This window comes from Aquabacterium soli (genome assembly GCF_003933735.1).
Lineage (GTDB): Bacteria > Pseudomonadota > Gammaproteobacteria > Burkholderiales > Burkholderiaceae_C > Aquabacterium > Aquabacterium soli.
Window position 1 is genome coordinate 266386 of sequence record NZ_RSED01000004.1, and the last position, 13921, is coordinate 280306.

The 13921-nt window shown below is 65.1% G+C and carries 15 protein-coding genes; 4 read left to right on the plus strand and 11 right to left on the minus strand.

Annotation, left to right across the window (positions count from 1 at the left end; all coding sequences use genetic code 11):
• Positions 1-127 precede the first annotated feature (127 nt).
• The 5 genes from EIP75_RS06825 to EIP75_RS06845 form a co-directional block, all read right to left on the minus strand.
• Positions 128-595 carry a cache domain-containing protein gene (locus EIP75_RS06825; protein WP_125242479.1) on the minus strand — a complete coding sequence of 156 codons (468 nt, stop codon included), beginning with the start codon at positions 593-595 and terminating at the stop codon, positions 128-130.
• 85 nt (positions 596-680) lie between these two features.
• Positions 681-1157: a chemotaxis protein CheW gene (locus tag EIP75_RS06830; RefSeq protein WP_125242480.1), complete on the minus strand. Its 477-nt coding sequence runs from the start codon at positions 1155-1157 to the stop codon at positions 681-683.
• Positions 1158-1180: 23 nt separating this feature from the next.
• The gene (locus EIP75_RS06835; protein ID WP_125242481.1) at positions 1181-3361 is read right to left on the minus strand and encodes a chemotaxis protein CheA; all 2181 of its coding nucleotides are present in this window, start codon (positions 3359-3361) and stop codon (positions 1181-1183) included.
• A 65-nt stretch (positions 3362-3426) separates the two neighbouring features.
• The gene (locus EIP75_RS06840) at positions 3427-3786 is read right to left on the minus strand and encodes a response regulator (protein ID WP_125242482.1); all 360 of its coding nucleotides are present in this window, start codon (positions 3784-3786) and stop codon (positions 3427-3429) included.
• A gap of 100 nt (positions 3787-3886) precedes the next feature.
• The gene (locus EIP75_RS06845) at positions 3887-4255 is read right to left on the minus strand and encodes a hypothetical protein (RefSeq protein ID WP_233584718.1); all 369 of its coding nucleotides are present in this window, start codon (positions 4253-4255) and stop codon (positions 3887-3889) included.
• A gap of 284 nt (positions 4256-4539) precedes the next feature.
• Between EIP75_RS06845 and EIP75_RS06850 the strand changes: the two genes are divergently transcribed.
• Complete coding sequence (locus EIP75_RS06850) at positions 4540-5697, plus strand: ATP-binding response regulator (RefSeq protein WP_125242484.1); 1158 nt, start codon at positions 4540-4542, stop codon at positions 5695-5697.
• Positions 5694-6323 (plus strand): response regulator, encoded by a 630-nt coding sequence (locus EIP75_RS06855; protein WP_125242485.1) that lies wholly within the window; start codon positions 5694-5696, stop codon positions 6321-6323. The genes EIP75_RS06850 and EIP75_RS06855 overlap by 4 nt, the downstream gene beginning before the upstream one ends.
• A 268-nt stretch (positions 6324-6591) precedes the next feature.
• On the opposite strand, the gene EIP75_RS06860 is transcribed toward EIP75_RS06855, so the two are convergent.
• Positions 6592-7155 carry a Dps family protein gene (locus EIP75_RS06860; RefSeq protein ID WP_125242486.1) on the minus strand — a complete coding sequence of 188 codons (564 nt, stop codon included), beginning with the start codon at positions 7153-7155 and terminating at the stop codon, positions 6592-6594.
• A gap of 111 nt (positions 7156-7266) precedes the next feature.
• Positions 7267-9711, minus strand: coding sequence for a UvrD-helicase domain-containing protein (locus EIP75_RS06865; protein WP_199758511.1), 2445 nt, complete (start codon positions 9709-9711; stop codon positions 7267-7269).
• Between the two features lie 94 nt (positions 9712-9805).
• Between EIP75_RS06865 and EIP75_RS06870 the strand changes: the two genes are divergently transcribed.
• Complete coding sequence (locus EIP75_RS06870) at positions 9806-11014, plus strand: YjgN family protein (RefSeq protein WP_125242488.1); 1209 nt, start codon at positions 9806-9808, stop codon at positions 11012-11014.
• Between the two features lie 6 nt (positions 11015-11020).
• The gene (locus EIP75_RS06875) at positions 11021-12163 is read left to right on the plus strand and encodes a M48 family metallopeptidase (protein ID WP_125242489.1); all 1143 of its coding nucleotides are present in this window, start codon (positions 11021-11023) and stop codon (positions 12161-12163) included.
• 44 nt (positions 12164-12207) lie between these two features.
• On the opposite strand, the gene EIP75_RS06880 is transcribed toward EIP75_RS06875, so the two are convergent.
• The 4 genes from EIP75_RS06880 to EIP75_RS06895 are packed head-to-tail and all read right to left on the minus strand — an operon-like array spanning position 12208 to position 13751.
• Positions 12208-12498, minus strand: a complete 291-nt coding sequence (locus tag EIP75_RS06880; RefSeq protein ID WP_125242490.1) for a YqjK family protein — start codon at positions 12496-12498, stop codon at positions 12208-12210.
• A 3-nt stretch (positions 12499-12501) separates the two neighbouring features.
• Complete coding sequence (locus tag EIP75_RS06885; protein ID WP_125242491.1) at positions 12502-12903, minus strand: phage holin family protein; 402 nt, start codon at positions 12901-12903, stop codon at positions 12502-12504.
• A 32-nt stretch (positions 12904-12935) separates the two neighbouring features.
• Positions 12936-13244, minus strand: a complete 309-nt coding sequence (locus EIP75_RS06890) for an ElaB/YgaM/YqjD family protein (RefSeq protein WP_125242492.1) — start codon at positions 13242-13244, stop codon at positions 12936-12938.
• Between the two features lie 60 nt (positions 13245-13304).
• Positions 13305-13751 carry a universal stress protein gene (locus tag EIP75_RS06895; RefSeq protein WP_125242493.1) on the minus strand — a complete coding sequence of 149 codons (447 nt, stop codon included), beginning with the start codon at positions 13749-13751 and terminating at the stop codon, positions 13305-13307.
• Between the last annotated feature and the right edge of the window lie 170 nt (positions 13752-13921).

Consider the following 13921-nt stretch of genomic DNA (forward strand, 5'->3'; position numbering starts at 1 on the left):
TGCCACGCCTGCAACAGGCCGTGTCCGCCATCCACCTGTTCCGACAGGTCATGCACCTAGGCTGAAGGGCAGGGTTGCCCCTGCCTGTGTCGGGAGATCGCCGCACCGCCTCACGACGGTGCCCGCGTCACTTGTAGATACCGCCGCAGACCACCGTCTGCTCGAGCCTCTCGCAGTACATGCTCTTGGGCTCGATCTTCTTGGTTTCGGGGTTGGTGAACTTGTAGTCCTGCCAGAAGCTGGGCTGCTTCTGGGCCATCTCGACACGCTCCTTCACGAAGGGCTTGCCATCGATGTCCTTGAGGTCGATGAGGTTCTTGCCCACCATCTTGGTGTTGGCACCATGGGCCTTCACCGTGCCATCCAGGCCGTAGACCACCAGGTAGAGGTCGCGGTCGTGGAAGTCCTTGTTGTCCTTGTCGATGATGGCGGCGTAGGTCTTGTCGGCCCCCTGCCCCTTGATCTGCGTCACACCCTTCTTGACCATTGCGATGGCGTCATCCTTGTTCGCACCGCCATCGGCCGCGTGGGCCGGCATCATCACCACGAGCGCGGCGCACAGGGCCGCGCCAACCACACCAGAGACCGTCTTCATGTCGTTTCTCCTGCGGGATACAAGGGGCAGCGCGCCCCGGGGTTGGATGCGAAATAGAAAAGGGCCCGTTGCCGGGCCCTGGTGTTCAGTCGATCAGGCCCATGTCAGGGCTCATCAGCATGCTTTCGATGTCCAGCAGGATCACCATGCGCTCGCCCACCTGGGCCAGGCCGCGGATGTAGGTGGCATCGATGGCCGAGGACATCTCGGGGGCAGAGCGGATCGCCTCGGCCGGGATCTCCATCACGTCGCTGACGGAATCGACCACGGTGCCGATGGTGCGCTGACCGATGTGCAGCACGATGGTGACCGTGAAGCTGTTGTACTCGCTGGACGAGCAGCCGAAACGCATGCGCAAATCTACGATGGGCACGATGGTGCCGCGCAGGTTGACCACACCCTTGAGGAAGTGCGGCGCATTGGCGATGCGGGTCGGGTTCTCGTAGCCGCGGATTTCCTGCACCTTCAGGATGTCGATGCCGTACTCTTCGTCACCCAGCCGGAAGGTGAGGTACTCGCGTGCCAGGCTGGTCTGCACGTCGATCTTTTCCATCATGCCCATGGCGTGTGTTCTCCTAATGCTGATCAGTGGCGCGAACGGCGCACCAGGGCGCCCACGTCCAGGATCAGGGCCACGCGGCCGTCACCCATGATCGTCGCACCCGAAACGTCATTGACCTTGCGGTAGTTGGATTCGAGGTTCTTGACCACGACCTGCTGCTGGCCGAGCAGTTCATCGACCAACAGGGCCACGCGCCCGCTCTCGGCCTCGACCACCACCATGATCCCGCTGGTGTGCTCCCAGTCGAACCGGGGCACCTGGAAGACCTTCTCCAGCTCGATCACCGGCATGTACTCTTCGCGCACCTCGACCACGCGGCCCGAGCCACCGATGGTCTTGACCATCTCGGTATTGACCTGGAAGCTCTCTACCACGGAGGACAGCGGCAGGATGTAGACCTCTTCGCCCACGCCCACGCTCATGCCGTCCATGATGGCCAGCGTCAAGGGCAGTCTCACCGAGACGCGCATGCCGTAACCTTCGGCTGAATCGATCTCGACGGTGCCGCCCAGCGAGGTGATGTTGCGCTTGACCACGTCCATGCCGACGCCGCGGCCGGACACGTCCGTCACCTCGTCTGCGGTGGAGAAGCCCGGCGCGAAGATCAGGTTCCACACCTCCGAGTCGGTCATCGTGTCAGGCGCGTCGATGCCCTTCTCGCGGGCCTTCTTGAGCAGCTTGTCGCGGTTCAGACCCCGGCCGTCGTCGCGCACCTCGATCACGATCGAGCCACCCTGGTGGGAGGCGGCCAGGGTGATGGTGCCCACCTCGGACTTGCCCTTGGCCAGGCGATCGTCCGGCATTTCGATGCCGTGGTCGCAGGAGTTGCGCACCAGGTGGGTCAGCGGGTCGGTGATCTTCTCGACCAGGCCCTTGTCCAGTTCGGTGGCCTCGCCCTGCATCACCAGTTCGACCTTCTTGCCCAGCTTGTTGGCCAGGTCGCGCAGCATGCGCGGGAAGCGGCTGAACACGGTCGACATCGGAATCATCCGGATCGACATCACGGCTTCTTGCAGGTCGCGGGTGTTGCGGTCCAGGTCGGTCAGACCGCTGGTCAGTTGCTGGTAGAGCACCGGGTCCAGGCCACGGCTGTTCTGCGCCAGCATGGCCTGGGTGATGACGAGTTCGCCCACCAGGTTGATGAGCTGATCGACCTTTTCGACCGACACGCGGATGGTGGAAGCTTCCAGCGCGGCCTGGGGCTTCTCGGCCTTGGGGGCCGTGGGCTGCTTCGCGGCGGCGGAGGCGGCGGCAGGCTTGGCCGCCTGCGATTCGGGGTTGCCCACCGTTTCAAGGGCCGTGTTGACAGGCGCGCCCGGCGCGTTGTCGAAGAAACCGTAGCCCGGCGTTTCCCTGGAAGGGCCCGGTTGGTCCTCTTCTGCCTCGGCGAAGAAATCGTGCGCTGCGCCGGCGCCAGGCTGTGCTGCGCCACCGCCCAGCGCCAGGAACTTCACTTGCTCCCGGGCGACGTGGAAAGTGAACAGATCCAGCAGATCGGATTCGGCCGAGGCGGTGCTCACGGTGAAGCGGCGCACGCCAGGCAGACCGGCGTCATCGGGCAGCGGCGCGATGGTGCCCAGGTCGGTGATTTCCTTGAACAGGTCGATCAGGTTGTCGGCCTGGGCCGGGTTGCTCAGCGGGCCGACCTGCAGCTCCACCGTGCGCTGGCCCGTGGTGGGCGCGGCCTGGGCGGACGGAGCGGCGGCCACCGGGGCCGGTGCGGCGGCCTGCACGGGTGCAGCGGCCTTCACCGGCGCGCTGGCCATGGCCGGCGGCGGCACCTCGCCGGCCACCAAAGCGCGGATGTTGGCCAGCAGCTCGGTGGTGTCGATCACCTCGCCGCTGGAGCCTTGATGGCGCGCCAGCATGGACTTGAGCGCATCGCCCGAGGCCAGCAGCACATCCACCATCGACGCATTGGGGGCCAGTTCGTGGCGGCGCAGCTTGTCCAGCAGGGTCTCCATCTGGTGCGTCAGCTCGGCCACGTCGGCAAAGCCGAAGGTGGCGGCGCCACCCTTGATCGAGTGCGCGCAACGGAAGATCGCGTTGAGCTCTTCGTCGTCGGCCTCGGTCAGGTCCAGCTCCAACAGCTGCTGCTCCATCGTGTCCAGGTTCTCACCGGCCTCCTCGAAGAAGACCTGGTAGAACTGGCTCAGGTCGATGCCTGCATCCATCTGACCGCTGTCCGTGCTCGTGTCTGCCATGACTGGCTCCTGCTAAACCTGAAGAAACGTGTACCTGCTTGAAAAGAGGCCTTGGCGGCCTCCGTTCAAAGCACTTTTTTGATGACTTCGATCAACTTGGTGGGATCAAAGGGTTTGACCAGCCAGCCCGTGGCCCCGGCCGCGCGGCCCGCCTGCTTCATCTGGTCGCTGGACTCGGTGGTCAGGATCAGGATGGGCGTGGCCTTGAACTGGGGCGATTCGCGCAGCTTCTTGGTCAGGCTGATGCCGTCCATGCGGGGCATGTTCTGGTCGGTCAGCACGAGATCGAAGGTGCGGCCGCCCGCCTTCTCCCACGCGTCCTGCCCGTCCACGGCCTCCACGACGTTGTAGCCCGCGCTCTTGAGGGTGAAGGACACCATCTGGCGCATGGAAGCCGAATCATCGACGGCAAGAATCGAATGCATGGTTCTCTCCGGAGCTTTATGAGTGAGAGTCTGTAGAGGCGAAGTAGACGTGTCGGCCGAGAGGCGATTTGCGATTTTTTCGGCCAAAAACTGTCAGGCTTTAGAACAATTCCACGGAACCGGCGTCCATTTCGTCCTGGGTCACCGGGTTGGGCTTGAGGGGTTCCTCCTCCACGATGGCCTCGCCGTCGGGGTCATCGCCCATGGCATCGCGGGCAATCTGGTCTGCGCAATTGCGCAGGCGCTTGCTGGTGTGGTGGATCAGCTGGGTGGCCATGTCCTGGAACTGCAGCGCGGTCACGGCCTTGTAAAGTGTCTGCAGGGCGTTCTGCATGGACGAAATGTCTCCCTGCCCGCCATCAATGGCCTGGCCCAGCTGGTGGGCTGTGCCATGAAACCCTTCCTGCAGCACGCCATAGGCGTCGTCCAGCAGGCGCTGCAGACGTTCCAGGTCGTTGGTGGCCGTCATCAGGTGGTCCTGAAGCTCCGCCGCCACGAAGAGCGGAATGTCCCGTTCCTGAGGCAAATCTGGGTTTTCTGTAAAGGTCTGCATGGAGGCTCCAAGACCAAGGCGTCTCGTAGGACACACACACGTGAAGTCCCTGGGCCCGGATCAACGCACATGATGTGCATGGTTGTTAGAATTTTTCATCTTGCAGCGCGTCAAGTCGTGCCGATGACGCGGTAAAACTTGGCGCAAATCCGAAGATCGAGAGTTCTCAAGTGGATGAAGCCTTTTCCGGCGACCCCACGATGCCCCTCAGGCTTCGTGTCCTGCACCTCGAAGACAACGAGGCCGACCATGCTCTCGTGGCGGCCCACCTGCGCCGTGGCGGCATCGACGCAGACATCGAACGCGTCGAAACCGAGCAAGGCCTGGCCGAGGCCCTCGAAGACAACTGGGATCTGATCCTGTCCGACTACAACCTGCCGGGCTATTCCGGCCTGGCAGCGTTGGGCAAAGTGCGTGCCACCGGCAAACTGGTGCCCTTCATCCTGGTGTCCGGCGAGATCGGAGAGGACATCGCCGTGCAGGCCATGCGCAACGGCGCCAACGACTACCTGCTCAAGAGCAACCTGGCCCGACTGGCCCCGGCTGCCCTGCTGGCCATCGAAGCCAACCGCACCCGCATTGCCAAGCAGAAGGCCGACCTGGCCCTGAGTCAGTCACGCCAGCAGCTCAGTGAACTGGCCCAGCACCTCCAAACCAGCATTGAACAGGAACGGGCCGCGATTGCGCGGGAAATCCATGACGATGTCGGGGGCGCCTTGACCGCCGTGAAGCTCGACCTGGCCTGGATCGTGCGCCATGCGGAAGGCACGCCCGTGGCCGAGCGGGCCCTGCAGGCCATGGAGGCGGTGAACATGGCTCACGAGGCCAGCCAGCGCATCATGCACAACCTGCGCCCCGCCATCCTGGAACAAGGGTTGATCGCGGCGCTGCAATGGATGACAGACCGCTTTGGCAAACGAACCGGCGTGGACACCACCTTCCGGACCAGCCATGAAACGCTCGCCCTGCCCAGCGCCGTGCCGCTCGTGGCCTACCGCTTCGCCCAGGAAGCACTGACCAACATCTCCAAGCATGCCCATGCGGATTGCGTCACGGTGGACCTGACGCAGGCGGGCGGCGTGCTGTCGCTGGAAGTGTCCGACAACGGCCGGGGCCTGAGCCAGGACGATCTGGCCAAGGCCCGCTCCTTCGGCATCCGCGGCCTGCGCGAGCGCGCCGAAACCGTGGGCGGCTGGGTCGACATCAGCAGCGGCCCCCAGGGCACCACCCTCATCCTGTCCGTGCCTCTGTCGGGGCCGGAAAATGGCTTCATCGACCTGCTGGCGCCTGCGCTGGACTCCCAGCCCCTGGCAGGCGAGCTCGACTCTGACGATCCCACCGTGTGGGGGCAACCATGATCAAAGTCATTCTCTGCGACGACCACGCCCTGATCCGCCGCGGCATCCGCGACACCCTGGCCGACGCCAGTGACATCGAGGTCGTCGGCGAGGCGGGCGATTACGGCGAGCTGCGCACCCTGCTGCGCGATCGCTCCTGCGACGTGCTGGTGCTCGACATCAACCTGCCCGGCCGCAGCGGCCTGGACGTGCTGCACGTGCTCAAGGAAGAAGGCACGCAGCTCAGGGTGCTGGTGGTGTCGATGTTCCCGGAAGACCAGTACGCCATGCGGGCCCTGAAGGCCGGGGCCAGCGGCTACCTCAACAAGGGCGGGGACGCGGCACAGATCGTGGCGGCGGTGCGCACGGTGGCCCAGGGCAAGAAGTACGTCACGCCGGAGATGGCGCAGATGCTGGTGGACAACCTGACCACCCCGGCGCCGGAGGATGCGCACCAGAAGCTGTCGGACCGGGAGTTGCAGACGCTGGTGATGATCGCGTCGGGCAAGCGGCTGTCCGACATCGCCGAGCAGTTGCTGCTGAGCCCGAAGACGGTGAGTGTGTACCGGGCCCGGGTGCTTGAGAAGCTGGGGCTGACGAACAACTCAGAGCTGACGGTCTACGCGATTCGCAACGGGCTGGTTTGAGGTGTTGGCGGCCGTGCTTTTGCGTGCGGCGGTTGGCTCGTTTTTCGGGGCAGCGCGGGGCGGGGTCTGAGGAGGCTTCTGGCCGGGCTTCAATGTTGGCGGTCCCGCCTTCGGCGTGACTGCTCTCCGGTGCTCGTACGGCTGCCACACATCCCGTGCCCCGCACTCTCACGACAAAGCGCCAGGGCTTGAGCGGCGCTCGAATCCGCACAAAAAAGGGAGCCCCAAGGCTCCCTTCGCACGCACAAGGCTCAAAGGCCTTGCAACATCACTCTTCCAGCATCGAACGCAGCATCCAGGCCGCCTTCTCGTGCACGTCCAGCCGCTGCGTCAGCAGATCGGCCGTCGGCTCGTCAGAGGCCTTGTCCACCAACGGGAACAGCGAACGCGCCGTGCGCGCCACGGCCTCATGCCCCGCCACCAGCGTGCGGATCATTTCCTTGGCCTTGGGCGGCGTGCTGGGCGCATCAGGCAGCGTGCTCAGCTTGCGGAAATCACCGAAAGAGCCGCTGGCGCACACACCCAGCGCGCGGATGCGCTCGGCGATCGGGTCGACGGCGTTCCACAGCTCGGTGTACTGGTCCATGAACATCACGTGCAGCGTGTTGAACATCGGCCCCGTCACGTTCCAGTGGAAGTTGTGCGTGGTCAGGTACAGGGTGAAGGTGTCGGCCAGCAGGCCATTGAGGCCCTTGGCAATGGCGGCACGGTCCGGGCCGGAGATGCCGATGTCGATCGAGGCGACGGCCGATTTGGCAGCGGTTTTGGCAGCGGTTTTGGCGGGTGCCTTGGCAGGTGCTTTGGCGGCGGGTTTCTTCTCGGATTTCGCCATGGTGCGGAGACTCCTGGATCCTAGGGGTTGTCTTGAACCTTCATCGTAGCGCCTTTGCAGGCGCCCTTGATGAAGGGGAGTGCAATACCGCACCTAAGGGCTAGGCCCGCCTCACTCGATTGGGGTGAGCTTGGCCACGCTGAGCATCAGCCACTTGGTGCCGTGCCGCCCGAAGTTGACCTGCACACGCGCATCAGGCCCCTGCCCTTCCAGCGTCAGGATCACGCCCTCGCCGAACTTGCCGTGGAACACGCTCTGCCCGACCTTGAAGCCGCTCTCGGACTTGGCCTGGGCCATGCGACTGGGCAGGGGCGCGGTCAGGTCCTTGAAATCGTCTTCGCCACGGGCCTTGCCGGCGTAGCCGCTGCTGCCCGCATTCGCCCCACCACCGCGCCATGGCTGGGCTCCTGCGCCCACCATCGAGCCCAGGCCCCGCCCGCTGGCCCAGGCCTCCTGGTACTGGCGCGCGTAGCCTGAGCCGAAACCCTGGTTGCGCGGCGTGAGCCACTTCAGGGATTCTTCGGGGAGCTCTTCCAAAAAGCGGCTCTTCAGGTTGTAGCGCGTCTGGCCATGCAGCATGCGCGTCTGGCAGAAGCTGATGTGCAGGCGCTTGCGGGCCCGCGTGATGGCCACGTACATCAGCCGGCGCTCTTCCTCCAGGCTGTCACCGTCCTTCATCGAGTTCTCGTGCGGAAACAGGGCCTCTTCCAGGCCGGTGATGAACACGTTGTCGAACTCCAGGCCCTTGGCCGCATGCACCGTCATCAGTTGCACGGCATCCTGGCCCGCCTGGGCCTGGTTGTCACCGGCTTCCAGCGCCGCGTGCGTCAAAAAAGCCACCAGGGGCGAGATGATTTCGCCCGTCTCGGCATCGGGCAGCGTGTCCACACGCGCCACGGCGGCTGGCAGGCCTTGCGCGATCGTGCCGACGGGCTCGTCCACCGGCAAGGCCACGGCGTCCTTGCCAAACCCCTCTTGCGTCACGAAGGCCTCGGCCGCGTTGACCAGTTCGGCCAGGTTCTCCAGCCGCTCCTGGCCTTCTTTCTCGGTTCGGTAGAAATCGGCCAGCCCCGAGGCCTCCACCACGTGCTCGATGATGTGGCGCAGGGTCAGGCCACGGGTGGCCTCGCGCATGGCATCCACCTTGGCCACGAAGGCCTGCAGGTTGGCGCCGCTCTTGCCGGGCACGGCCGTGACGCTCTGCGCCAGGCTGCGAGCACTGCTTCGCGCGGCATCCTGCAGCAGTTCGACCGTGCGCGCACCGATGCCCCGTGCCGGGAAGTTCACCACGCGCAGGAAGCTGGTGTCGTCGTTCGGGTTCTCGATCAGGCGCAGGTAGGCCAGCGCGTGTTTCACCTCGGCCCGCTCGAAGAAGCGCAGGCCGCCATACACCTTGTAGGGCACGCCAGCATTGAACAGCGCCGACTCGATCACCCGCGATTGCGCGTTGCTGCGGTAGAGCACGGCGATCTCCTTGAAGGCCTGGCCCTCGCGGTGCATCTGGCGCGCCTCGTCGACCAGCCACTGGGCCTCGGCGTAGTCGCTGCTGGCCTCGTAGATGCGCAGCGGCTCGCCAGCGCCGGCATCGGTGCGCAAGGTCTTGCCCAGGCGGCGGCTGTTGTTGGCGATCAGGGCGTTGGCCGAATCCAGGATGTGGCCGAAGCTGCGGTAGTTCTGCTCCAGCTTGATCACGCCGGGCACCTTGAACTCGCGCTCGAAATCGGCCATGTTGCCCACCTGCGCACCACGGAAGGCGTAGATGCTCTGGTCATCGTCGCCCACGGCCAGCACGCTGGTGCCGGTCTCTTCGGGCCGGCCCGAGAACATCTTCAGCCAGGCGTACTGCAGCTTGTTGGTGTCCTGGAACTCGTCGACCAGGATGTGCCTGAAGCGCCGCTGGTAGTGGGCGCGCAGCTCGGCATGGTCGCGCATCAGCTCATACGTGCGCAGCATCAGCTCGGCAAAATCGACCACGCCCTCGCGCGTGCACTGGTCTTCGTAGGCCTCGTACACGCTGAGCTGCAGGCGGCCCAGCTCGTCGCGGGGCACGATGTCCTTGGGGCGCAGGCCGTCCTCCTTGGCATTGGCGATGAACCAGGTGGTCTGCTTGGGGATCACCTTCTCTTCGTCGTACTTCAGCCCCTTGATCACGCGCTTGACGGCCGAGAGCTGATCCTGCGTGTCCAGGATCTGGAAGGCCTGCGGCAGGCCCGCCACCTTGTAGTGCGCCCGCAGAAAACGGTTGCACAGCCCGTGGAAGGTGCCGATCCACATGCCGCGCGTGTTGATCGGCAGCATGGCCGACAGGCGGGTCAGCATCTCCTTGGCCGCCTTGTTGGTGAAGGTCACGGCCATCACGCCGGCGGGCGACACCTGGCCCGTCTGCAGCAGCCAGGCGATGCGCGTGGTCAGCACGCGCGTCTTGCCCGAACCGGCCCCGGCCAGGATCAGCCAGGGGCCCGGCGGTGCCGTGACGGCGGCCAGTTGCTCGGGGTTGAGCCCCTTGAGCAAGGCGGAAGAGGCGGCCGAGGGGTCGGGCAAAGGGGCGTCAGGCATGAAATTCATCCAAAAATTGTAGGCGCCCGCCGGGCTTGGGGTAAATTTGCGCCCGCTACACACAAATACACATGGCATCACAGGGAGAATTTGCATGCTGATCCCCAACGATCTCGGCGCCTCGGGGCGCGAAGCCTCGCCGCTGATCACCGGCAACCCGGACACCCCGCGCCCTGTGCAGCGCTACCCGATCGAGTTCACCGGTTCGGGGAGCGAATACTTCCGCATCTGGATCGTCAACCTTCTGCTGACCCTGGTCACCTTCGGGCTGTACTACCCCTGGGCCAAAGTGCGCAAGCTGCGCTATTTCTACGGCAACACGCACGTGGCCGGACACGCGCTGGATTTCCATGGTGACCCCAAACGCATGCTACGCGGGTTCCTGCTGATGGCCGCGCTGTTCATGGCCTACAACATGGCCCTGAAGTTCTCTCCGGTGGCGGGCGGCATCGCGGCCCTGATCTTCATGGGTGTCTGGCCGGCGCTGTTCCGAGCCTCCATGCAGTTCCGCCTGGCCAACACCAGCTGGCGTGGGCTGCGGTTCCAGTTCATGGGCTCCATGAAGGACGCCTACTTCGTCTTCCTGGCGCCCGTGCTCGTGATCGGTGGCTTCTTCGCCATTGGCGCTGTGCTGATGGCCACGCGCAACTCGGCCGCGATGGTGGCGGGCGTCGTCGTGATGGTGCTGGCCTATCTGGCCGCCATCCCCTATGCCTTCTATCGCTTCAAGAAATACCAGCACCAGAACTACGCCTGCGGCCAGGTGCGCACCGAGTTCCGCGCCAGCTTCGCCGATGTCAGCAAGGTGTTCCTGAAAACCTTCGGGTTGACGATCGCACTGGGCCTGGCCGCCGCCGTGCTGATGGCCGTGCTGGGTGGCGCAAGCCTCATCAGCATGGGAGGTGGCACGCAAGACGACCGAGCCGCCATGGCGGCCATGGCCGTCCCCACGATGTTCATCTTCATGATCTCGCTCTACGCCGTCCCCCTGCCCTACTTCCAGTCCCGCATGCAGAACCTGGTCTGGACGCAGACCGGCAGCCGCGACCTGCGCTTCAAGAGCCACCTGGCCTTCGGCCCGCTGTTCAGGCAGACCCTGATCAACTGGACGCTGATGGTCTTCACACTGGGCCTGTACTGGCCTTTCGCGGCCATCGCCATGGCCCGGTTGCGCATGCAGGCCGTGAGCATCCACGCCCGCATCGACCTGGACACCCTGGTCTCGCGCCAGAAGGGGTCGCTGCACCGCGAAGGCATCGGCGATGCAGCCGCCGACCTGGCCGGCATCGACTTCGGCCTGTGACCACGCATGCGCGATGACACTTCGCTGACCGCCGACTATTTCGATGGGCGGCATGCCCAGGCCATCGCGGCCGAACTTCGGGTGGAAGGCGGGCACCTGCACCTGACCGGACAGGGCCTCGACCGTCAGGTGCCTCTGCGCGACGTGCGCTGGCCCGAGCGCACCCGGCATGGCGCCCGCATCGCACAATTGCCCGACGGCAGCGCTTTGCACGCGCGCATCCCCCTGGAGTGGGACCAGTGGACACGCCACCATGGCATCGGCGAAGGCTGGGTGGTCCAGGTGCAGCAGAGCTGGCGGCTGGTCGGCATCGCCGTGGTCGTGCTGGTGGCCCTGTGCATCGGCGCCTACCTGTGGGGCCTGCCGCTGGCCAGCCGCACCATCATCGCCGCCACGCCCCGCTCGGTGGACCATGAGATCGGGCAGTTGGCCATGCGCTCGGTGGAAGACCAATGGCTGCATCCCAGCCGCCTGCCCAAGGCCGAGCAGGAGCGCCTGAGGCAAATGTTTTTGCAGGCGCAGGCCCGCCTGCAGCTGGCCCGGGAACCCGGCGCGCCCGTGCTGCCGGTGCAGATCCATTTCCGCCGCGCACGCATCGGCCCCAACGCCTTTGCCCTGCCGGACGGCAGCATCGTGTTCACCGACGACCTGGTCAAGCTGCTCAAGGGCCATGACGAGGTGCTGCTGGGCGTGTTCGCCCACGAACTCGGCCATGTGCAGCACCGGCATTCCATGCGCCTGCTGGTTCAGTCCGGCCTGCTGGGCGCCGCAGCCAGCGTGGCATTCGGAGATTTCAGCCAGTTGCTCGCCGCCACGCCGGCGCTGCTGGGCCACATGGCCTATTCACGCGATTTCGAGCGCGAGGCCGACGACGCGTCGATCGAGTTGCTGCAGGTCAATGGTGTCCGCCCGTCCGTGATGGTCACCCTCTTCGAAGAGCTGGACGCCTATCGCCGCAAGCCAGCGCGAGATGAGCCTGACGCACGGGAAGAGCCGGACGCGAACAAGGCGCCCCAAGGCGAAGACCATGAAAGCGGCAGCCAGGACGATGGCGAGGCCGATGAGGATGATGCCTTGGGCATCGCATTCAGCAGCCACCCCGCCGACGCAGAACGCATCGCGCGGTTCAGGGATGCGGACCGGCGCTGAAGCACGCCGGCCCGCTCAGGCCACGCGGGCCTGAAGTTCGCAGATCAACGCGGCCCGCGCAAGGTTTGCACCCGTTGCCAGGTCAGCCAAAGCATCAGGCCCCGTTGGACCAGTTGGTTCAAACCTCTGGGCCGCCAGAACACCAGGGCCAGGGCAGCGCCGCCCAGCAGCATCGGGTGCGCACGGGCCCAGGCAGCCACCGCCTGCACCCGCTGCTGCGCCGAAGCCACGGGAGACAAGGTCGACGACACCTGCTGGGCCAGGGTGTGCCTCAGCACCGTGCTGTGCAGTTGCAAGTAGCGCTTCTTGAGCGCCAGTTGTTCGTCTGTCAGCATCGGCTACTCCTGTGAAGGCGCGGCCTGCCCGGCCACACGCGCGGCGGCGGCGGCCAAGGCCTGCCGGTCGCCTTCCAGTTCGGCGATGCTGGCCGACAGCAAGCCTGACGAGGTCTGCAAGAGCTTGCCCACCCGTCGCCAGGCCAGCCCGCCGGCCACCAGGAACAACACGGTGATCGTGCCCAGCACCACCACCCGGTCTTCCCAGAACAGCACCGTGGCGAACACGGCCAGGAACACCAGGCTGAAGCAGGCCATCAGCACGGCCACAGCCCCCCAGGCCATCACACCCAGCAGGCGGCGCTTTTCTTCCTCCAGCTCGGTGGCGACCAACTCCACGCGGGTCTGCAGGATGGCGATCAGCGTGGCCAGCAGGTTCTGGACGGAAGCCCAGAGGCCCGACATGAGGGGCGGCGGGGGCGTCTGTCCCGCCACGGTCAGCGTCGCCCGATCAGCAGACCGACCAGCAGGCCCACGCCTGCGGCGATGCCGACCGAGGACCAGGGGTTCTCGTGCACGTATTCGTCAGTGGCCTTGGCCGTGGCGCGGGCCTTTTCAACCACGGCATGCTGAACGTGGATCAGACCATCCTTGGCTTGACTCAGGCTGGCTTGCACGCGCTGGCGCAGCTCGGCCACGCCTTCGCCAGCCTGGCCAGCAGTGGCATGCAGCAGGGCCTCGGCATCGGCCACGACCACTTTCAGGTCGGCCATCAGCTTTTCGCGGTGTTCAGCGGTATCGCTCATTTTCAAGCTCCTTTTTCTAGGGTAATAAAACGTTGAAATTTGAAATTGCTTGTCAGTTTGTCAATGGAGCACCAGCAAAGGCACCTTGCTGTGCGACAGCACGCTCTTGGTCAGCGACCCATTGATCAAGGCGTCCAGCCCATGGCGGCCATGCGTGGCCATCACGATCAGGTCACATTGCTGGCGCTGCGCGATGTCCACGATGGCCTGCTGCACGTTGTCGGACACCATGAACTGCCCATCGAAAGGCACCCCGGCCGCCACGGCACGGTCTGCGAAGGACTTGAGCACCTCGCGGGCATGGGCCTCGCAGCGCTCCTGGTGCTCCTTGGAGGTCTCCACGTAGTAGGGCACGGCCATCTGCTCCACCACCAGCGGGGGCAGCGGCGGCTCGACCGTGAAGCCGGTGATCGATGCGCCCAGCATTTTGGCCAGGCCAATGCTGTGCTCGATGCACTTGTCCGACAGATCGCCGCCATCCACCGGAACCAGAATGTGTTCGAACATGGGCTGTGTCTCCTGTTGCAGGTCTTGCTGCGGCGCAGGCCTCTTTGCTTGTTGTGTTGATGAGCCAAGCCCATCTTAGTGCCATGGACACCCCCTGTGTAAAACCCACCTTGACAGCGCGGACGAACCTTTCCAGGGTTTGATGCATCTCAATCAGGTGCTAGTGCGTC